This window comes from Azospirillum humicireducens (assembly GCF_001639105.2).
Taxonomy (GTDB): domain Bacteria; phylum Pseudomonadota; class Alphaproteobacteria; order Azospirillales; family Azospirillaceae; genus Azospirillum; species Azospirillum humicireducens.
On sequence record NZ_CP015285.1, the window covers coordinates 2,983,298 to 3,003,812 of the forward strand.

Below are 20,515 nucleotides of genomic sequence, written 5' to 3' on the forward strand. Positions count from 1 at the left end.
GATCACACCTCATCCCGCCGCCACCGCATGGACGGCGCCCTGCCGGTCCAGCAGCCGCTCCACCTCCTCGGCCGGGACGGGACGGCTGAACAGGAATCCCTGATAGCTCTCGCAGGAGAGATCGCGCAGCAACTGCAACTGTTCCTGCGTCTCCACCCCCTCGGCGATGACCGACAGGCCCAGGCTTCGGCCCAGCCCGACGATGGCGCGCGGGACGGAGACGTCGCTGGCGCCGGTCGACAGGTCGTGGATGAAGGAGCGGTCGATCTTCAGCTTGTCGATCGGCAGCCGGTGCAGGTAGCTGAGGCTGGAATAGCCGGTGCCGAAATCGTCCAGCGCGATCAGCACGCCGCGCTGCTTCAGCGCCCCCAGCGTCGCCGCCGCCGATTCGACGTCGTCGATCAGGGTGCTTTCGGTCACTTCGACCTCCAGCTCCGGCCCGCTCAGGCCATTGGCGTCCAGCGCGCGGGCGACCTTGGCCGGCAGCTGCCCGTCGCGGAACTGGGCCCCGGATACGTTGACCGCCACCGGGATCGACAGGTCGAAGCGCGAGCGCCAGCGGCGGATCTGGGAACAGGCCTCGAACAGCACCCAGTCGCCCATCGCCAGCACCAGCCCGGTCTCCTCAGCCACCGGCAGGAAACGGCCGGGCATGATCAGCCCCTCCTCCGGGTGGCGCCAGCGGATCAGCGCCTCCAGCCCGACGATGCGGCCGGTCAGGGTGTCGACCTGCGGCTGATAGACCAGGAACAGCTGGCCCTCGCGGATGGCCTTGCGCAGGCTGCCCTCCAAATCCATCCGCTCGCGCGATCTGGCGCCCATCTCCCTGGTGACGAAGCGGAAGCCGTTCCGTCCCTGCTCCTTGGCATGGTACATGGCGATGTCGGCGCAGCGGATCAGCCCTTCCGGGTCGTCGGCATCGTCGGGGTACAGGCTGATGCCGATGCTGGGCGTCACCACGAAATTCTGGCCGCCGACGGTGAAGGGGCTGGCCAGATGCGCCACCACCTTCTCCGCCACGCGCGCCGCATCCTCCGGTTCGGTCACGCGGCGCAGCACGATCAGGAACTCGTCGCCGCCCAGCCGCCCGACCGTGTCCGATTCCCGCAATCCCGCCTGCAGCCGCCGCGCCACCGACCGCAGCACCTCGTCGCCGAAGCTGTGCCCCAGGCTGTCGTTGATCACCTTGAAACGGTCGAGGTCGATGAACAGCACCGCCACCTTGCTGCCCTCGCGCCGCGCCTCGCGCAGCGCCTGGGCGATGCGGTCGAACAGCAGGACACGGTTGGGCAGGCCGGTCAGCGCATCGAAATGCGCCAGATACTGGATATGCTGCTCCGCCCGCCGCTTCTCGCCGATGTCCTCGGCGAAGGCCAGAACGAATTTCAGCTCTCCCGCCAGGGTGACGGGCTGGAAATGCAGGCTGAAATGGCTGCGCCGCCCGCCCAGCAGCAGCGGCTGGTCGGATTCGAGTTTGCCGCTTTCCCCATGCAGCGCCGCTTCCAGCGCGAAGACGGACGCCTGATCGCCGAAGCGAAGCCGCAAGTCGGCACCGGGCATCTCCTCCCGCGACAGCCCCGCGGCGGCGGCAAAGGCCGGGTTGCAGTCCTTCAGGAGTCCATCGGTGCCGATCAGCGCGATCCCCAGCGGTGCCTGGGTGAACAGCTGCTGCCGTTCAGCCTCCTGCAGGCGCAACGAGGCCGTCCTCTCCCCGGCCAGATCGACCGCACGGGAATGGGTCGCCAGCATCATGCGCAGGATCAGCGACAGAGCGATGCTGAGCGCGATCCCGCCGGCCAGCAGCGCCCCCGGCACCCAGTCATGCGCGCTCAGCACCCCGGCGGGCAGGTAGTCGTAGCGCACCGTCCAGACCCGGCCGCCGACCGGCAGTTCCCGAATCAGGCTGATCGACGCTACGGATTCCAGCGAACGCGGGCTGCGGTAGAGCGGGAACTTCGCCTCGGCCGGCGGCAGGTCATAGATCTCGATTCCGGCATCCGGCTGCTTTTCGTCGACCAGCCCGTCCACCAGAGGACCGATGCGGACCGGGACCACCACGACGCCGGTGAATGAGGCCTGCCGCGCCTCCAGAGACGGCGGCTGCGGATCGCCGCGATAGGTCGCCTGGTAGAGGATGAAGGCAGGTTTCGCCCCTGCCGCCTCGTCGATCTTCAGCGTGATCGCACGGGTGGCGGCCGGGTCGCCGCTGTCGCGCGCCCGCTCGATGGTGGATCGCCGCGCGGCATCGGACATCATGTCGAAACCGATTGCCCGCACGTTCGCAGCGTCGACCGGGGCGGCGAAGATGGTGACGACCCGGTCCGTGCCGACCGCCTCGGGCCAGATGCGGAAATTCGTCAGGCCGGCCGCCCGCATCGATTCCACCAGATCGCCGGAGCGGCCGGCCGGCACGGCGCGGGCATAGGCAACGGAGATGATGCCGGGAAATCGCCGTGGCGTGTCGAGCGCTTCGACGAACCGGTTCCACTGGGTCCAATGCAGGTCAGGGAAGGTCATCACCAGGGACGCCGCGCTGCGGGCCACCTGCGTGTGGATCTGCAGCCGGTCGGTCAGCTGGCCGTGAATCTCCTCGACCCGCGTCGCGAAGCGATGCTCCTCCTCGCGGGTCAGCAGCCGATCGGATTGCTGCATCGCCAGCGCGGACAGGCCGCATCCGGCAATCAAAGCCAGAAAGGGTATGGCGATCGGCAATGGCAGGTTGCGTAGGAAGCGACGGAAGGAGGTATCCGGAGGAATGGCCGGCGGGCGGTCCAAAAGTCGGTCGGCTGCGGGATCTGCCGCCGGTTCCGCCATCAGAACTCCTCGAGAATCTTGGGGCTGGTCAGCAGCAGCGTTTCGATCATGCCCAGGATCTGCTCGATCTTGTTGCGGGTCGCGTCGAGCTCGTCGGCGGTCTTGTCATCGATGCCCGCTTCCATCAGCATCGTGTCGAAGGTGTGCAGGGTTTCGTTGAAGGCCTTCTGCTCCGCCACCAGCACATCGAAAGCGCCCAGCGAAGACGTCAGCGCCAGCGGCGGATCGCTGACGAAGGAATGGCTGATATCGGTGAAGATGGCGATTGCGCTCAGCTTCTGCCGGAGAACCCATTGCGGAAAATTCGGCGGCAGCTCCTTCCCGGCAGCCTCCAGCCGTTCCTGGATCGAGAAGATCAGGCCCTGGATGTCCAGATAGGCCGCCCGGATCTCGCGGAAGCGCGGAAAGGTCTTCGGCTTTCCGGCAGCGCGCAGCCGACCCAGGGCGGCGATGTCTTCCGTCAGTTTCCGGGACATCCGAAGCACGACGTCCGTCACCTTCGACATCACACCCCTCCGCTCAAAGGCTCGTCCTCGCACATCCCAGCCGGGCCGATCCTGCCCGCCCCGCCTATGTCGGTCAGCCTACACCAGAGTCCGCCCCGATCGTTAGTGTTACCAACCCGTCAGAACCCGCCTTCAAAACCCGACGGCGGCAACCGGTGTCGGACCGTTCTCCAACCCGGCCTTGTCGAGCGCGTCGAGCAGCTCGATGACGTCCTTGGACGCACGCTCGACCTCCGCCACCTCGGCCAGTGCCCGGTCCATGTCGCCGGCCGCGAAGGCTCGGGCGGCCGCCTTGCCGTGGTCGTGCACCTTCCGGTGCGGCGTCTCCAGCCCGACGAAGGCGGAATGGGAGCGGTAGCCCATCGAGGACGGGCCGTAATACCATTTGCCCAGCCGGCAGGCCTCATGGCTCGCCAGTTCGTCGGGGCGCAGGGTCTCCAGCCCGACCAGCATGTCGGCCAGCCGCTTCTTCCAGATGACGTGGTCGACCTTGGCGATCTTCACGATCTTGCCGGGGATGTCCTGTTCCATCAGCTGGCCCAGCTGGCTGCCCAGCAGGGCCTCCACGCCGCGCGTCGCCTGGACGCTGCGCAGGATGGCGGCGCTGTTGGCCGCGCTGCTTTCGGCGATGCGCGCGGTGCCGGCGGCAACCTGGTTGGCCGCGGCGGACTGCTGGGTCAGGATGCTGGTGATGTCGGACATGCGCTGTTCGGTGCGGGCGATATGGTCGCCGATGTCGGCCATGCGCTCGCTGACGTCGCGGATCGCCTGCTGACCGGCCGCGACGGCGCGGGTGCCGTCCTCCATCGACGCGACGATGGCGCCCATTTCCGATTTCAGGGCGTCGATGCGCAGGCGGATGTCCTCGGTCGCGCGGGCGGTCTGGTTGGACAGGTTCTTGACTTCGCTCGCCACCACGGCGAAGCCCTTGCCGGCCTCGCCGGCCCGCGCCGCCTCGATGGTGGCGTTCAGGGCCAGTAGGTTGGTCTGCTTGGCGATCGCCTCGATGGTGGAGACGATCTCCGCGATGCGTTCGGAGGCGACCGACAACTCGCCGACCCGCGTCGCCGCCCCTTCGACCGCAGTGGCGATCTGTTCCATCCGGGCGACCGCCTGCTCCACGGTTTGGCCGCCGTCGGCGGTCACCGACCGCGCCTCCCCGGCCAGCGCCGTGACATCGCGGCTGCGCGCCCAGATCTCCTGGATGCCGGTCACCGTCTCCTCGGTCGCGGCGGCGATGCCCTGGGATTCCTGATCGACCGCGCGCAGTTGCCCGACCATCTCGGCATTGGCGACCGCCGCATCGTTGATGGCGATCGCCGCGTCGATGGTCCGGTCCATCAGCGCTGCGGCGAAGCCGCCCAGCGACCGCCCGCTTCCTGTGCCATCGGCGGTCCCGCCCGCCGACAGGCCGTAGCCCGCCAGGGTCCGGTCCATGTCGAAGGCCACGGCGCGCGCCACCGCGGCCGCAGCCCGCCGTGCCGTGGCCGAACGCCAGCGCAGCGCGCCCTGCACCAGGGCCAGCAGGTCGCTCAGCACGACACCATAGGCGCCGATGTACCAGGACGGCTCCAGCCCGATGCGCCGATGCGCCTCCCCGGCCGCCCGGCATCGGGCCTCGTGCGCGGGCGAACCGGCGTCCTGGAACATCAGGCGCCAGTGTTCGGCCTGCCGCCGCTTCAACCGGGGCAGGTCGCCATGGGCGTCCAACAGCTTGCGGGTTTCCGGCCAGTGCGACAGATGGGCGTAGAAGCGCTCCGACAGGTCCGGCAGGCTGCGGTCGATCAGCCGGCCCATGCTGGCCAACAGGCCGCGTTCCTCCGCCTCCAGCCCGAAGAATTCCGCCTCCGCACCTGGATTCCGCCCGTCAGCCGCCATCTCGACCACCCACGCCAATGATGCGGCATACGCGCAGTAAGCGCCGGACCGCCTTATTCTTGGCGGCAGTTATATGACAATTGTCGCAAAGCGCAACCCAGGACAGCCCCTTAACGATTGAAGGAACGGCTGCAGGCTGCACATAATGGTCGCGCCTGCCCGCAAATCAGGGATCATTGCAACACCGAACTGAATACAGGGATATTATTCCGGGCGAATTTCATTCGCCTGCGAATGACTGGATGGCTTCGGCGATCAGGCCATCGAGGGGCAGGGCGTTGGACGGGTGCGGCACGCCATCGCAGGACAGCGGACGGCCGAGACCTTCCGCCGCGAAACGCCCGGCGACGGTGTCGTTGAACAGGGCATGGACGCCATAGACCCGCACCGTGTCGGCCCCCAGCACCCGCGCAGCCCGCGCGCAGGAGAAGATCGTCTCGCCGGAGCTGATGACGTCGTCGACGATCACCACCGGGCGGTCATGGATCGGCGCATCGGGCGGCAGCGCCACCGTCACGTCGCGGTCGCCGCGCCGTTCCTTGCGCCCGACCACGCCGGTCAGGCCGAGCGGACCGGCCACCGCCTCCACCAGCGGGGCGGACTCCTCGTCGGGACCGACGATCACCGTGCCGGGCTTGACCCCGGCGGCGCGCAGATGGTCGGCGATCGGTGCCGCACCGCTCAGCGCGATGGCGGGGCGGCCGACGAACACCTCGTCCAGCGTGTGGGTGCGGTGCAGGTGCGGCTCGACGCAGACGAACCGGTCGAAGCAGCGGCCGAGCCACTCCCCCACCACCGTCTGGCTGACCGGTTCGCCCGGCTTGAAGATGGCGTCCTGGCGCATATAGGCCATGTAGGGCGCCACCAGGCAGAGATCGGTCGCCCCCTGGCGCCGCAGCACGGAGGAGGCGAGCGTCAGCTCTACCAGCTTGTCGTTCGGGCGGTCGAGCGAGCGGTAGACGATGGCGCGTTCCACCGGTTCGGGCAGGCGGACCAGGCTCTCGCCGTCGGGAAAGCGGTGCAGATCGGCAATATGGCAGGGAATGTCCAGCGCCTGGGCCAGCCGCCGTGCCGCGTCCGCCGACTCCGGGAACCCGTAGACGGCCCTGTAGTTGCCCGTATTGCGGGCCATGTCCCATCTCCCTGTACCACCTTGGATACAGGCAAGATTGGCGCAGGCGGCATGGGCGGGTCAATGATGGCAAAAGGCGGACGCTGCGGCTGCTTGTCCCGTCTCGTCGGCCTATGCCTCGGCATTTCCGCCGTCTTCCCCGCGCTTGCTTTCCTCCGCCTCGTCCGCTTCCGAGGCGGCGGGATCGACATGGATGCTCTCGGCCTTGCGCGCCAGCCATTGGAAGGCGCCCAGCCCGACGACCAGCAGCGTGACCACCCCCAGCAGCATCACCGGATAGACGATGGCGGAAATCTCGCTGGTGCGCGCCTCGAACACCAGGACCAGCCCTTCCAGGCTGGCGGCGATGATGATCGTGGTCAGGAATTTGGTCAGGGTGCGGCGGGCCTCGTCGGCGCGGCGCAGCTCGCGTTCGCGGACGATCTCCTCCTCGTAGAGGTATTTGGCGATCTCGAAGACGGCGATGGCCAGCACGATCATCCCGACCCCTTCCAGCATGGCCGAGGTCAGCGCGTGGCTGTCCAACGCCACCATCCCTTCCACGACGGTCAGGGCGGACAGGCCGATGAACAGCAGGGCGAACAGGCTGAGCGTCGCCGCCGCCAGCAGATACATCCCGCGCGCCGCCGATTGGAACATCGTCCTTCCCCTTCCCGATCCGAACTTGGTCTTGGCAAACCGGTCCTTGGCAGTGTCAACGCGCGGGATGCGCAGTCCGCCCGGCCGACGCCACCGGATTCGTCGACGCTGCCGGGGAACCTCTTTAGAGTGGCGCCACTGCGCCGCACCAAGCCCGGTTTTCCGAATCATGACCCTGCCGCCTTCTCCCCTTCCAACCCACAACGCGGTCGTCGCCAGCGCCGCCTATTGCGACGGCCGGCGCATCGCCGACGTGCCGGTCGCGGAGGCGGGAGCGTGGGCGGCCAAGGACAGCCACTTTGTCTGGATCGGACTGTGGGAACCGGACGAGGCGCTGCTGATGGAGGTGAAGCGCCAGTTCGGCCTGCACGAACTGGCGGTGGAGGACGCGCTGCACGCCCACCAGCGCCCGAAGGTGGAGGTCTACGGCGACAGCCTGTTCATGGTCCTGCGCACCGCCCGGCTGGAGCAAGGGGAGCTGGAACTGGGCGAAACCCATGTCTTCGCCGGGCGCGGCTATGTCGTCACCGTTCGGCATGGCGCGTCGAGCAGCTATTCGCCGGTGCGGGCGCGGGCCGAGAGCGCGCCCGCTCTGCTGAAGCATGGCGAGGATTTCGTCGTCTACACCGTGATGGACTATGTGGTGGACTGCTATGTTCCCGTCCTCGACCAGATGGCGGCGATGGTGGAGGAGTTGGACGCCCAGCTGATCGCCCGCCCGCCCGGAACGGCGGAGATCGAGCGCATCCACCAGCTGCGCCGTGACCTGGAGCGGCTGCGCCGCAATGCCTCGCCCCTGCTGGAGGTCTGTTCGCGGCTGGAGCGTTTCGACCTGCCGATGATCGACCCGGCGATCCGCCCCTATTACCGCGACGTGCAGGACCATGTGATCCGCGTCAACGAACAGATCGGATCGCTGCGCGAGGTGCTGTCCTTCGCCTTCGAAACCAGTATGATCCTGGCCGCCGCAAGGCAGAACGACGTGACGCGCAAGCTGGCCGCCTGGGCCGCCATCCTCGCCGTGCCGACGGCCATCGCCGGCCTCTACGGCATGAACTTCGAGCATATGCCGGAGCTTCACTGGCGATACGGCTACCCGGCGGTGCTTGCCGTGATCGCCGCCGTCTGCGCCGGCCTGTATATCCGCTTCCGGCGGACGGGCTGGCTGTGACCCCTGCCGCGGCGGGGTGACGTTCCGGCCAAGCTGCCCTTTAGGAAAATCGGACCATGAGCGACGCAAAGAACACGCTGCACGCCCTGCTGGACGCCTATCTGCGCTGCCCGGTTGACGCGGCGCGGAGCGAGCTGGAACAGGCGCTCCGCAGCTACCAGACCGACTGGATCCGTGCCCATGCCGGAGCCGACGCCCCGCCCCTGCCGGCGGCCGCTCCGACTTCGGCGGCGAAGCCGCTGACGCCCAAGCCGCGATTCCCCATCGCGTCGGCCGACCTGGAGGTGCTGAAGCGCCTTGCCGACGGCTGGCCCGGCACCACCGCCGAGGTGGCGCGCTGGGCCTGGTTCGAGAACCGGGAACTGGTGGCGCTGGAGACCAATCCGGCCGGCGAGGGACCGGAGGTTCTGCGCCTGACCCCGCTGGGCTGGGCCGCCATCGGCCGTATGCCGCCGGACTGAGCCGGGGACCGGCTCACAGATCAGTTCGCGGATCAGTTCACCTGGGGCAGCGAGAAGATCTGGCCGGGATAGATCAGGTCGGGATCGCGGATCTGCTCGCGGTTGGCGGTGTAGATGGTTGTGTAGAGCATGCCGTCGCCATAGGTGCGGCGCGCCAATCGCCACAGGCTGTTGCCGGGCTGGACGACGATGCTGCGCCCGTCGGTGGCCCCGGCCGGCATGGCGGAGACCTGGACCGGCAGCTCGGCCCGCGCCACCACCTTGCCGGACTGGGTGACCTGATCGGCGCGCAGGGTGTAGAGGCCGGGATCGATCAGTTTTTCGGGAATCAGGCGCCAGCCGCCCTTGGGATCGGTGTGGGCGCGGCCGACCAGGATGTTGTCGAGATAAAGCTGCACCGCACTGTTGGGTGCCGCCCGCCCGCCCAGCGCCACACGGCCGGCGGGATCATAGTCCATCGTCTCCACCGACACGCCGCCCGGCGGCGGCGGCGCGCCGTTGGCGGGAACCGGGGGGGCCTGCAGCACCGAGCTGCCGCCCATGGATGCCGGTGCGCCGGCCAGCCCGTCGCGCGGAACCGCCACGGCCACCGCGGTGCCCTGCGCGGCCGAATCGGCCGCGGCAGCCTGGGCCGTGCCGGACCGGACAGTGTCGGGCTGGGCGATGCCGGCCTGATCGGGCACCATCACCACCACCACCTTGTCGGCGGGAACCGGCGCATCGGACCCGGGGCGGGCCTCCGTCAGGTTCAGTTCGCGTGTGCCGGGAGCCAGCGGCTTGTCCGGCAGCATCACCCATTCGCCACGCTGGTCGGCCTTGGCGGTGGCGACCGGCGTTCCCCCGTCGGTAACCGTCACCTGCGATCCCGGCGCCGCGCGGCCGGCCATCACCGTCGCCCCGTCCGGCGCCACCCGAACCACGTCGAAGCTGGGCGCCGCGGGAGCGGGAGCAGGGGCCGCCGCCGCTTTCGCGGGTGCTGCGGGCGGGACCGCGGCGGGAGGAGAGACGGGAGAGGCGGGAGCAGATGCCGCCGGAACCGGAGCCGGTGTCGGTGTCTGCACAGGTCCCCCGGCCGGCCACAGCGCAATCGCCGCCGCCCCACACATCAGAGCCACGCCCAAAGCTGCGAACAACGCGTTTCGTTTCACTGCGCACCCATCCGGCGGCCCGCCACCACGGCAGGATGGGCAACCATAGCAGAAGGACAGGTGCCAAAAGAATGCTGCCGTTTGCCCATTTCCATCGTCCGAACGGCTTCGATTGCCCCGCAAGATCAGGTTTCGGCAAGAGCCGGCGGTTTTCACTCCTTCGCCGGCACGGTCTTCAGATAGGCGGCGATGGCGGCACGGTCCTCGGCCGTCAGCTTGGAGGTGCTGTTGCGCACCACCTCGCCCATGGCGCCGCCGACAACGTCGCCTTCCGGGGTCAGCCCGGTCTCCAGCAGCAGGGTCAGGTCGCCGTCGGACCAGCCGCCGATGCCCTTGCTCCGGGCGCTGGTGATCCCCGGCACCGTGTCGCCGTCCGGGCCGTCCGGATTGCCGGCCAGATAGCGGTCGGACTCCATGCCGCCCATCAGGGTGCGCGGGCTGTGGCATTCGCCGCAATGGCCGAGCGCGTCGACCAGATAGCGCCCGCGGTTCCAGGCCGGCGGCTTCGCCGGATCGTCGGGCACCGGGCCGGGGCTGAGATACATCCACTGCCAGACCGGCAGCAGGAAGCGCCAGGAGAAGGGCGGCGTCAGGTCGTGCGGCCTGTTCGGCGCCGCAACCGCCGGCCGGCTGAACAGATAGGCCTTCAGGTCCAGCAGGTCGCGGTCGGTCATCCGCGTATAGCTGGCATATGGAAAGGCGGGGAACAGCGCGGCGCCGTCGGGCCGCACGCCCTCGCGGAAGGCGCGGATGAAGTCGGCGTCGCTCCAGCGGCCGATGCCGGTTTCCGGATCCGGCGTGATGTTGGGGGTGTGGAAGGTGCCGAAGGGCGTCGCCAGCGCCCGCCCGCCGGCCAGCGGCGCCCCGCCCTCCTTCTCGTTGCTGTGGCAGCCGAGGCAGCCGGCGGCATGGAATACATAGGCACCGCGGGTCACCGGATCGCCGGCGGGCGCCCCGCCCGCCGGTGCCGTGTCCGCGGCCAACGCGCCGCCGCCCCCACCCGATACGGCGAAGGCAACGGCGAACGGCAGCAGCCATGCGGCGGCGGCAGCGGTCAGGGCGTGCCGCATCGGTCAGTTCTTCTTGACGCGGAAGTCCTCGTGACAGCTACCGCAGGTCTTGGTTGTCGCGCCCAGCGCCTGGGCGATCTGCGTGCGGTCGCCGCTCTTCACCGCGGCGTCCAGCTTCTCGGCCGCCGGCTGGACGGCGCTCCAGTAGCGCTGCGCCTCGGCCCAGTTCTTCCACAGCTCCGGCTTGGCGGCGCTGTCGGTCACCCCCACCGCGGTGCCTTCGGGGAAGATCGCCTTCGGATCCATCCTGGAGACCGCCAGCACGGCCTCCGCCCCCTTGGCCGCGTCTTCGAGGGTGGCGCCCTCGTTCTTCACATATTTGGCGACGGCGCCCACTCCGCCGCCGAGCTTCTTCATCGTCTGCTGCCGGTCCTTCACCTGCCAGGCCGGATCGGCGGCGCCGGCTGTGCCGGCCGACATGCCGAACAGTGCGAACATCAGACCGGCGACGGACGCCGCCGCAAGGACATTGACGACGCGGTTGCTCATGTGGTCCCTCCCGATGATGCCCTGGTTTAACGGTGCCTGTGCCGCTGTTGACGCGCCGCCCTCTCCCGATATTCCATGGCTTTCACCGGATTGTTTGCGCCCCGCCCCATGGTGGGCGGCGGTGGCGAGAAAGGTTGACCCGCGATGAAGAGCCTGTCGTCCGTCTGCGTCTATTGCGGTGCATCCAGCCGCGTCGCCGATGTCTACAAGGAAGCCGCCCATGCGCTGGGCGACGGACTGGCCCGCCGCGGCATCCGCATGGTCTATGGCGGCGGCCGGGTCGGGCTGATGGGCATCGCCGCCGATGCGGCCATCGCCGCCGGCGGCGAGGTGGTCGGCATCATTCCCGAACACATCCAGTCGGCGGAAATCGAGCATACCGGCCTGACCGAACTGCATGTCGTCGACAGTATGCACACCCGCAAGCGCATGATGGTCGAGCGCGCCGACGCCTTCGTCATCCTGCCGGGCGGTCTCGGCACGCTGGACGAGGCCTTCGAGATCCTGACCTGGAAACAGCTGCAGTTGCACGACAAGCCGATCGTCATCGCCGACGTCGACGGCTATTGGCGCCCGCTGCTGGGGTTGATCGACCATATGGTCGCCCAGGGCTTCGCCCGCATCGACCGTTCCGCCCTCTACCGCGTCGCCGACCATGTCGACGGCGTGTTCGAAGCGCTGGAGGCGATGCCGGATGCCGCCCACCCGTCCCAGCCCAAGAAGTTCTGAAGGGCAGCTCGGCCCTTCCCGCGGTTATCCCCGGACTTCCCAGCCTGTGGATAACTTCTGTGCACAGCTTTTGTGGAGGGTTTCCCACCCTTCGCAGGGCGTTCCCGTTCTGTTTCTGATATTGTGTCCTTCATGAGCAACCAGACCTCATCGCTGTTCGATCCCCGCCCCTCCGCCGCGGTCAAGCCAACGGCCGAGTACCGCACGCCTCCCAACAACGAAGAGGCGGAGCAGGCGCTGCTGGGCGCGATCCTGGTCAACAACAAGGCCTATGAGAAGGTCGGCGAGTTCCTGCGGCCGGAGCATTTCTACGACCCGGCCCACCAGCGCATCTTCGCCGCCATCACCAAGATGATCGACCGCGGCCAGATCGCGAATCCGGTCACGCTGAAATCGTTGTTCGACAACGATCCCGAACTGGCGGTCGAAGGCGGCAGCGCCTATCTGGCGGAGCTGGCTGCCAACGTCGTCACCGTGGTCAACGCCGGCGATTACGGCAAGACCATCCACGACCTGTTCATCCGCCGGCAGCTGATCGAGGTCGGCACCGACATGGTGAACGAGGCGTACCGCCACGACCTCGACATCACGGCACTCGACCAGATCGGCGAGGCGGAGAAACAGCTGTTCGACCTCGCCTCCACCGGCGACGTGCAGGGCGGCTTCGTGGCGTTCGGCGAGTCGGTCAAGCATGCCATCGCCACGGCGGAGGTGGCCTTCCGCCGCTCCAGCCACGTCACCGGCGTCACCACCGGACTGATCGACATCGACCGCAAGCTGGGCGGCCTGCATCCGTCGGACCTGATCATCCTCGCCGGGCGTCCCTCGATGGGCAAGACGGCACTGGCCACCAACATCGCCTTCAACGCCGCCAAGGCGCATATGCGCTCGTCCGGCCAGGAAGGCGGCGTGGTCGGCTTCTTCTCTCTCGAAATGTCGGCGGAACAGCTGGCCACCCGTATCCTCGCCGACGAGGTGCAGGTGCCCGGCGACAAGATCCGCCGCGGCGAGATCCGCGACACCGATTTCCCGAAATTCGTCCAGGCCAGCCAGGATCTGGCGCGCTGCCCCTTCTATGTCGACGACACGCCGGCCCTGTCGGTCGCCGCGGTGCGCACGCGCTGCCGCCGGCTGAAGCGGACCTCGGGCCTTAGCATGGTGGTGGTCGACTATCTCCAGCTGCTGCGCGGCTCGTCCTCGCGCGGGTCGGAGAACCGGGTGCAGGAAATCTCGGAGATCACCCGCGGCCTGAAGGCCATCGCCAAGGAGCTGGACGTGCCGGTGGTGGCGCTGTCGCAGCTGAGCCGTGCCGTGGAACTGCGCGAGGACAAGCGCCCGCAGCTGGCCGACCTTCGCGAATCGGGCTCGATCGAGCAGGACGCCGACGTCGTGATGTTCGTTTTCCGCGAACAGTATTATCTTGAGCGCGCCGAGCCCTCGCGCCGGCCCGACGAGAGCGACGACAAGTTCAACGACCGTTACCAGCGCTGGCAGCAGCGTCTCGGCGAGGTGCACAACACCGCCGAGGTGATCATCGCCAAGCAGCGTCACGGTCCGATCGGCACCGTCCGTCTCTACTTCGACGGCCAGTTCACCAAGTTCGGCGATCTCGACCAGCACCACCAGACCGACGAGTGACCAGAGTGACCAGCGACCAGACCCCGCGCGCCGGCGCGATCCTCACCGTGGATGTCGGCGCCGTCGTCGCCAACTGGACGCAGCTGCGCGACCGGGTGGCCCCGGCGGAGTGTTCCGCCGTGGTCAAGGCCGACGCCTATGGGCTGGGGGCGGCGCGGGTGGTGCCGGCCCTGGCCGCCGCCGGCTGCCGGACCTTCGTCGTCGCCCAGCTGGAGGAGGCGCTGGCCGTCCGCCGCGCGCTGGAGCCCGTGGCGCCCGAGGCGCAGGTCTTCTCGCTGGGCGGGCTGCCGCCGGGTTATGAGGGCGAGTTCATCGCCGGGCGCATCCTGCCGGTGCTGAACCATCTGGGCGAGATCGCGGCGTGGCGGGCCTTCACGGCCTCGCGCGGCGAGGTGTTGCCGGCGGTGATCCACATCGACACCGGCATGAACCGGCTGGGGCTCGGCCCCGACGAGCTGGACGAGCTGGCCGGCCATCCGGACTGGCTGGAGGGCATCAACGTCCGCTATTGGATGACGCACCTCGCCTGCGCCGACGAGTTCGACAACCCGATGACCGGGGAGCAGCTGGAGCGGTTCCGCAGCGCGCTCGCCCGGCTGCCGAAGGCGAAGGCCAGCTTCGCCAATTCGTCGGGCATCTTCCACGGCGCGGACCATCACTTCGACCTCGCCCGGCCGGGCTGCGCGCTCTATGGCGTGAACCCGACGCCGCATCTGCCCAACCCGATGCGCGGCACGGTGCGGCTGGATGCGCGGCTCCTGCAGGTGCGCAACTGCTCGGCACCGATGACGGTCGGCTATGGCGCCGCCCATAAGGTCACCGGGCCGGCGCGGATCGCCACCATCGGCGTCGGCTATGCCGACGGCTATCTGCGCTCGCTGAGCGGCAAGGGGCATGTCTTCGTCGATGGCGTCGCCGCCCCCATCGTCGGGCGGATCTCGATGGACCTCATCACCATCGACGTGACCGGCCTGCCGGAGAACGTGGCGCAGGCCGGCCGCATGGTCGAGCTGATCGGCCCCAGCCGCCCGGTCGACACGGTGGCGGCGGAGGCCGGGACCATCGGCTACGAAGTGCTGACCTCGCTCGGCCAGCGCTATCACCGGGTTTATGTGAGCGGAGAGTAAATAAGCTGTGGCGCCTTGCCGGCGCGCAGCCTCGTCTGGCAAGATTTACACGGATGTCACGGATTTAGACACGGATTACACGGATTTTTATTTTACTTGATCAGTTGGCTGCTTTGCCTGGAAGGGTGTGACTGGCCGAAGCGATATCCGTGACATCCGTGTTTTAATCCGTGACATCCGTGTCGTCGTTGCCAGATACAACCGAACGCTCCCGCGACCGCGACGACCAACTCCGCCCACCATTGCAAAGTCCAAGGATGACCTTGGCGCTCATCGGTGCTATGACCGCATCGCCCAAATGAGTCTCTAACCAAGGATGCGGGCCGACTGATGGGTTTCCTCGCCGCCACCGGCCGGGCCTTCCTGATCTTCCTGGAAGCGACCGGACGCCTTGCCCTGTTCACCGGATCCGCCCTGTCGCACTGCGTGCGGCCGCCGTTCTATCCACGGCAGATCCTGCGGCAGATGATCGACATCGGCTATTACTCGCTGCCGGTGGTCGGGCTGACGGCGCTGTTCACCGGCATGGTGCTGGCCCTGCAAAGCTACAGCGGCTTCTCCCGCTTCCAGGCGGAAGGCGCCATCGCCACCGTCGTCGTGCTGTCGATCACCCGCGAGCTGGGGCCGGTGCTGGCCGGCCTGATGGTCGCGGGCCGCATCGGCGCCGCCATGGCCGCCGAGATCGGCACCATGCGGGTGACCGAGCAGATCGACGCCCTCTCCACGCTGTCCACCAATCCGTACAAGTATCTGGTGGCGCCGCGGCTGATCGCCGGCCTGACCATGGTGCCGCTGCTGGTGGTCGTCGCCGATATCATCGGCGTGTTCGGCGGCTTCCTGGTCGGCGTCTACCGGCTCGACTTCAACGCGGCCAGCTACATCAACCGCACCTGGGAATTCCTGCAACCGGTCGACGTCATCTCCGGTCTGGTGAAGGCGGCGATCTTCGGCTTCCTGATCGCGCTGATGGGCTGCTACCACGGCTACCACTCCAAGGGCGGCGCCCAGGGCGTGGGTGCTGCGACCACCAATGCGGTTGTGTCGGCCTCGATCATGATCCTGGTGTGGAACTACCTCATCACCGGCCTCTTCTTCTCGACCAAGTGAGCGCCATCAAATGACCGTTCCCAAGATCGCGCTCAAGAACGTCTATAAGCATTTCGGCCCGAAGAAGGTGCTGAACGGCATCGATCTGGAGGTGGCGAAGGGCGAGTCGCTGGTCGTCATCGGCGGGTCGGGCACCGGCAAGTCGGTGATGCTGAAAAGCATCCTTGGCCTGCTGACGCCGGATTCCGGATCGATCCAGGTCGATGGCGTCGAGACGACCCGGCTGCGCTCGCGCGAGCGCGAGAAGATGCTGCACAAGTTCGGCATGCTGTTCCAGGGCGCTGCCCTGTTCGACAGCCTGACGGTCTGGGAGAATGTCGCCTTCGGCCTGATCCAGGGCGAGCATATGCCGCGTGCCCAGGCCAAGGAGATCGCGGTCGCCAAGCTGGGCGCCGTCGGCCTCACTCCCGACGTGGCGGAGCTGTCGCCGGCAGAGCTGTCGGGCGGCATGCAGAAGCGCGTCGGCCTTGCCCGCGCCATCGCCGACGAACCGGAGATCATCTTCTTCGACGAGCCGACGACCGGCCTCGACCCGATCATGGCCGACGTCATCAACGAACTGATCGTGCAGTGCGTGAAGGATCTGGGCGCCACCGCCGTCACCATCACCCACGACATGGCGTCGGCCCGCAAGATCGCCGACCGTATCGCGATGATCTATCAGGGCCGGATCATCTGGACCGGCCACGCCCGCGACATCGACAATTCGGGCAATGCCTATGTCGACCAGTTCGTCCATGGCCGGGCGGACGGGCCGATCAAGATGCAGATCAAGGCGCTCTGACCCTGGGGGCCCGGCGATTGATGCAGATCCTGGCAGGGCCGCGGACGCTTGGCTAGAACGGCGGCCGGGATTCGCTTTTCCGAGGCTCCACCATGATCGTCTACGCTCTGCACTGCGCCTGCGGCCATGATTTCGACCAGTGGTTCGACAATATGGCCGATTACGATGCCAAGAAGGCGGCCGGCATTCCCTGCCCGTCCTGCGGCGGCACCGAGGTCGCCAAAGCCATCATGGCTCCGCGCGTCGGCAAGTCGCAGCCGGCACCGGCCCCCGCCTGCGCACCCGGCGGCTGCGGCGGGGGCGGCTGTCCAATGATGATGTGAGGGGGACGGGTTCCTAGCGCCGCCGCGCTTCCGCCGTCAGGCGCGGTTCAATGGTCAGCTCCTCCCGGCGGCGCGGGGAGCCGAAGCTCGGCTCGACTCGCGACTCGCGCGGCCGGTCGTCGCCGGCCGGTGCCCGGCTGAGCGGATCGACGCCCCGTCCGCTGCGCCACCACGCAAAGCCGACGCCGCCCAGTGTCACCGCAAGCAGCCCGGCGACGCCGGCGCGCGCCGCGTTCGACTGCCACACCGACGTGCCGCCGCCGACCGCAACCGGTTCCTCCACCGGCGCCGGCTTGCCGTCGGGCGTCGTCGCGGAAACGGCTCCACGGGGAGCAGCCTGCGGAACCGGCCCCTCGGACGCGCCGGCTGGAGTCCGTGCTGCGCTCTGGGGTGCAGCACTGGTGGAAACTGCAGTGTGAGCCGCCGCGGGCGCCGAAGGGCGCGGTGCCGCGGCCGGGACGCTGTGGCCGGCGGACGAGGAAGACGATGGAGAGGACGGCGCCGACACCGGCGCGCCGCCGAACTGGGCCATGCCACCGATGCTCTCGCTACCGGATTCGACCCGGCCGGTGGGGGCGGCGCGCGGCGTCACCTCTTTCTCATGGCGGGTCTGGCCGACCTGGCTCTTGGACAGGCTGCCCATGGTGGGGGCGGCCTTCTTCTCGCGCTCGCCCATCATCTTGTTGATGGTGGCCTGGTCCAGAGTGCCGGTGGCCGGCAGTCCGACCGATTTCTGATAGGCGCTGAGCGACGAGCGGGTCTCCGGCGTCATCTGGCCCTTGGCGCGGCCGCCGATGTTGTAGCCCTTGTCCTTCAGGAAGGTCTGCGCCCACTGGATATCTGCCGTCGATGCCTCCGCCCAAGCGGAGCCCGGCGTCCCAAGCGCAAGACCCGACATCACCACTGCAACAGCCGCCACCGCGGCGCCACCACGCACCCGCCGCGAAATCCCAGACATCGCCTTATCCCTCCGTCCGTGACGCCAGACCGATTTTAGAGCCACGACACTCCCCCGCGAATCGGGGACATGGATCGTGTTACCAGATTGTGCCGCTTTTCCGGCGGCGATTTTTGTGCGTCTGCGTTGTCCGCCGCGCAGCGTTGCCGAAAAGGCGCGTTCCGGGAAATGGTGTGCGAAAATGGATCGGAAAAGGCCGGACGTGGTAGCGTCAATTCGGGGGCATCACAAGGAACGCAGGGGCGCCATGACCGGGTTCGAGAACGCATCTCCGTGGACCAGACTGGGGGTCGGGCCGGCGGCGGCCACCGCCCTGGCCGCCATGCTCCTGCTGTCGGGCTGCAGCAGTCCGCCGTCCTACCGCGAGTGGACCGCCAGCACCGACGTGCCGACCATCGCCTACGACGAATGCACCGAGCAGGTGGACCACACCATGCGCCTGCGCGGCTACCCCCTGCGCCCGCTGCCGGAAACGCCGCAATACGGCTACCGCAAGGAAATCTTCGCGCTGTGCATGCGCCGCAAGGGCTATGCGACGGAGTGACCCTCCACCGTCCGCCGCGTTATTTCCCGGCGGCGAAATGCAGGTAGGCCAGGGCACCGGCCAGGGTGCCGATCAGGACCACGGCCAGATAGACCCGCAACGGCAAAGCCACCGGTTCCGCCGCCTTGCGCTTGCGATCCGGTTTCGCAGCCGGCGTCGCCTTCGCAGCCGGGCGAACGCGTCCCCCCGTCGCCGGTCCCTTTTTGGGATCGTACAGCTCGATCAGCGTCCAGTTGAACTCCATGCCCTCATAGCCGGAGTCGGCGTTGTAATCGAGCTGGATCAGCCGGAAATAGGCCCGCGGGTTGATGCCAACCATCCGGTCGAAGCGTGCCTTGGCATGTGCAAGCTCCTCCCCCACCTCCAGCGTCTTCCACCCCTTGCCGCGCGCCTTCTGGATGGCGAAACGGGTCGGCTGGGGCGGGCGCGGAGTCGGCATGGGCGGCAGTCTATCCACACACTCAGCGCAGCGGAACCGCGTTGTTGCGGATGACCGAGGCGTACCAGTCGTAGCTGGCCTTCGGCTTGCGCTCCATCGTCTTGCGGTCGACCTGGACCAGTCCGAACTTGCGGCGGTAGCCCTCCGACCATTCGAAATTGTCCAGCAGCGTCCAGGCCATATAGCCCTTGAGGTTGCAACCCTCGTCGATCGCCTTGGCGGCGGCCAGCAGATGGTCGCGCAGGTAGCCGATGCGGTCGCGGTCGTTCACCCGGCCGTCGGGGCCGACCGTATCGGGATAATCGGCGCCGTTCTCCGTCACATAGACGGGAGGATTGCCGTACATCTCCTGCAGTTCGGCCAAAATTTCGGTCAGCCCGTCCGGCTCCACCGGCCATTCCATGCCGGTCTTGCGTGTGCCTTCGGGGGCCGAGCCGTAGCCGGTGCCGAACAGCCCCTGCGGATCGGGCTGCTGGTGCATGCGGCTGTAATAGTTGATGCCGAGGAAATCGACCGGCTGCTTGATGCGCTCCAGATCGCCGGGCTTGGCGATGCGGGTGAAATCAGCCTCCAGCAGCGCCGGGAAGCGGCCCTTGAACAGAGGATCCAGGCAGGAGCGGTTCCACACCGCGTCCCACATCAGCGAGGCCGGATAGTTCGAATCGAGTCCCCCCACCGGCCAGGACGGCTGCAGCGACAGCACGGTGCCGAGCTGCCAGTTCCTTCCGCCCACCTGCCGCAGCGCGGCCAGCGCGGTGCCCTGGGCGAGATTCTGGTGGTGGATCGCCTTGAGGCAGGTGTCGCGGCCGGTCATCCCCGGCGCATGCCCACCGGTGCCATGGCCGAAGATGGCGACCACCGACGGCTCGTTCAGCATCACCCAGTGCTTGGCGCGGTCGCCCAGCCGCGCGGTGACGGCCAGCGCATAGTCGGTGAACCACCCGGCGATGTCGCGGTTGGTCCAGCCGCCCCGGTCCTGCAAGGCCTGGGGCAAATCCCAGTGGAACAGGCAGGGCCAGGGCTGGATGCCCTTCGCCAGCAGCGCATCGGTCAGCCGGTCGTAGAAGTCGAGCCCTTTGGCATTCACCGCACCGGTGCCCTGCGGCATCACCCGCGGCCATGCAATGGAGAAGCGGTAGGCCTTCATGCCGGCCCGCGCCATCAACTCCACATCCTCGGCATAGCGGTGATAGTGGTCGCAGGCGACGTCGCCGGTGTCACCGTTGGCGATCCGCCCGAAGGAATGGCTGTAGGTGTCCCAGACGCTGGGGCCGCGCCCATCCTCGGCCACCGCCCCTTCGATCTGGTAGCTGGAGGTGGAGACGCCCCACAGGAAACCCTCGGGGAAGGCGACCATACGCGGTGCCGAGTCGGGAGCGGCCCGCACCCCCTCGCGGGTCAATGCGGCCATCGCGCCGCCGCCGGCCGCCGCGGCCGCCGTCATCTTCAGGGCCGTCTTCAGGAAACTCCGCCGCCGCATCGCCCGCCTCTCCGCTCCGCCGCCCAACCGGGGCTGTGGCTGTCCGTCGCCGCGCACTGTATGCAGTCCAACGGCTTT

General features: G+C 68.1%; 20 protein-coding genes. 9 read left to right on the forward strand and 11 right to left on the reverse strand.

What is annotated here, in order from left to right:
- Positions 1 to 9 precede the first annotated feature (9 nt).
- The 5 genes from A6A40_RS13930 to A6A40_RS13950 all read right to left on the reverse strand — a co-directional run bounded on the left by A6A40_RS13930 (position 10) and on the right by A6A40_RS13950 (position 6,969).
- Positions 10 to 2,652, reverse strand: coding sequence for a bifunctional diguanylate cyclase/phosphodiesterase (locus A6A40_RS13930; protein ID WP_236783678.1), 2,643 nt, complete (start codon positions 2,650 to 2,652; stop codon positions 10 to 12).
- 161 nt (positions 2,653 to 2,813) lie between these two features.
- On the reverse strand, positions 2,814 to 3,320 hold the full coding sequence (locus tag A6A40_RS13935; protein ID WP_063635906.1) for a hypothetical protein: 507 nt from the start codon (positions 3,318 to 3,320) through the stop codon (positions 2,814 to 2,816).
- A 132-nt stretch (positions 3,321 to 3,452) separates the two neighbouring features.
- Positions 3,453 to 5,198, reverse strand: a complete 1,746-nt coding sequence (locus tag A6A40_RS13940; protein ID WP_236783679.1) for a methyl-accepting chemotaxis protein — start codon at positions 5,196 to 5,198, stop codon at positions 3,453 to 3,455.
- Between the two features lie 220 nt (positions 5,199 to 5,418).
- The gene (prs, locus tag A6A40_RS13945; protein WP_063635908.1) at positions 5,419 to 6,330 is read right to left on the reverse strand and encodes a ribose-phosphate diphosphokinase; all 912 of its coding nucleotides are present in this window, start codon (positions 6,328 to 6,330) and stop codon (positions 5,419 to 5,421) included.
- A gap of 111 nt (positions 6,331 to 6,441) precedes the next feature.
- Entirely contained in the window at positions 6,442 to 6,969 is a 528-nt protein-coding gene (locus tag A6A40_RS13950) for a hypothetical protein (RefSeq protein WP_063635909.1), read from the reverse strand.
- A 169-nt stretch (positions 6,970 to 7,138) separates the two neighbouring features.
- Between A6A40_RS13950 and corA the strand changes: the two genes are divergently transcribed.
- Positions 7,139 to 8,140 carry a magnesium/cobalt transporter CorA gene (gene corA / locus A6A40_RS13955; RefSeq protein WP_063635910.1) on the forward strand — a complete coding sequence of 334 codons (1,002 nt, stop codon included), beginning with the start codon at positions 7,139 to 7,141 and terminating at the stop codon, positions 8,138 to 8,140.
- A gap of 56 nt (positions 8,141 to 8,196) precedes the next feature.
- Entirely contained in the window at positions 8,197 to 8,601 is a 405-nt protein-coding gene (locus A6A40_RS13960; protein ID WP_063635911.1) for a hypothetical protein, read from the forward strand.
- Positions 8,602 to 8,633: 32 nt separating this feature from the next.
- On the opposite strand, the gene A6A40_RS13965 is transcribed toward A6A40_RS13960, so the two are convergent.
- From A6A40_RS13965 to A6A40_RS13975, 3 genes are all read right to left on the reverse strand, one after another.
- Positions 8,634 to 9,707, reverse strand: coding sequence for a LysM peptidoglycan-binding domain-containing protein (locus tag A6A40_RS13965; RefSeq protein WP_063635912.1), 1,074 nt, complete (start codon positions 9,705 to 9,707; stop codon positions 8,634 to 8,636).
- Between the two features lie 194 nt (positions 9,708 to 9,901).
- Complete coding sequence (locus A6A40_RS13970; RefSeq protein ID WP_063635913.1) at positions 9,902 to 10,819, reverse strand: c-type cytochrome; 918 nt, start codon at positions 10,817 to 10,819, stop codon at positions 9,902 to 9,904.
- Positions 10,820 to 10,822: 3 nt separating this feature from the next.
- Positions 10,823 to 11,308 carry a c-type cytochrome gene (locus A6A40_RS13975; protein WP_063635914.1) on the reverse strand — a complete coding sequence of 162 codons (486 nt, stop codon included), beginning with the start codon at positions 11,306 to 11,308 and terminating at the stop codon, positions 10,823 to 10,825.
- Between the two features lie 144 nt (positions 11,309 to 11,452).
- Between A6A40_RS13975 and A6A40_RS13980 the strand changes: the two genes are divergently transcribed.
- The 6 genes from A6A40_RS13980 (at position 11,453) to A6A40_RS14005 (ending at position 17,016) form a co-directional block, all read left to right on the forward strand.
- Positions 11,453 to 12,037, forward strand: coding sequence for an LOG family protein (locus tag A6A40_RS13980; protein WP_063635915.1), 585 nt, complete (start codon positions 11,453 to 11,455; stop codon positions 12,035 to 12,037).
- 132 nt (positions 12,038 to 12,169) lie between these two features.
- Entirely contained in the window at positions 12,170 to 13,675 is a 1,506-nt protein-coding gene (locus tag A6A40_RS13985; protein WP_063635916.1) for a replicative DNA helicase, read from the forward strand.
- Positions 13,676 to 13,680: 5 nt separating this feature from the next.
- On the forward strand, positions 13,681 to 14,802 hold the full coding sequence (alr, locus tag A6A40_RS13990) for an alanine racemase (RefSeq protein ID WP_082860833.1): 1,122 nt from the start codon (positions 13,681 to 13,683) through the stop codon (positions 14,800 to 14,802).
- Between the two features lie 330 nt (positions 14,803 to 15,132).
- On the forward strand, positions 15,133 to 15,909 hold the full coding sequence (locus A6A40_RS13995; protein ID WP_063635918.1) for an MlaE family ABC transporter permease: 777 nt from the start codon (positions 15,133 to 15,135) through the stop codon (positions 15,907 to 15,909).
- A gap of 10 nt (positions 15,910 to 15,919) precedes the next feature.
- A complete protein-coding gene (locus A6A40_RS14000) occupies positions 15,920 to 16,693 on the forward strand; it encodes an ABC transporter ATP-binding protein (RefSeq protein WP_063635919.1) in 774 nt (257 codons plus the stop codon).
- A gap of 92 nt (positions 16,694 to 16,785) precedes the next feature.
- A complete protein-coding gene (locus A6A40_RS14005; RefSeq protein ID WP_063635920.1) occupies positions 16,786 to 17,016 on the forward strand; it encodes a DUF1178 family protein in 231 nt (76 codons plus the stop codon).
- 13 nt (positions 17,017 to 17,029) lie between these two features.
- On the opposite strand, the gene A6A40_RS14010 is transcribed toward A6A40_RS14005, so the two are convergent.
- The gene (locus A6A40_RS14010; protein ID WP_063635921.1) at positions 17,030 to 17,974 is read right to left on the reverse strand and encodes a peptidoglycan-binding domain-containing protein; all 945 of its coding nucleotides are present in this window, start codon (positions 17,972 to 17,974) and stop codon (positions 17,030 to 17,032) included.
- A gap of 247 nt (positions 17,975 to 18,221) precedes the next feature.
- Between A6A40_RS14010 and A6A40_RS14015 the strand changes: the two genes are divergently transcribed.
- On the forward strand, positions 18,222 to 18,518 hold the full coding sequence (locus tag A6A40_RS14015) for a hypothetical protein (protein ID WP_063635922.1): 297 nt from the start codon (positions 18,222 to 18,224) through the stop codon (positions 18,516 to 18,518).
- A gap of 19 nt (positions 18,519 to 18,537) precedes the next feature.
- On the opposite strand, the gene A6A40_RS14020 is transcribed toward A6A40_RS14015, so the two are convergent.
- Together A6A40_RS14020 and A6A40_RS14025 are read right to left on the reverse strand one after the other, a co-directional pair.
- A complete protein-coding gene (locus tag A6A40_RS14020; protein WP_063635923.1) occupies positions 18,538 to 18,957 on the reverse strand; it encodes a hypothetical protein in 420 nt (139 codons plus the stop codon).
- 22 nt (positions 18,958 to 18,979) lie between these two features.
- A complete protein-coding gene (locus A6A40_RS14025; RefSeq protein WP_063635924.1) occupies positions 18,980 to 20,437 on the reverse strand; it encodes a GH1 family beta-glucosidase in 1,458 nt (485 codons plus the stop codon).
- Positions 20,438 to 20,515 lie beyond the last annotated feature (78 nt).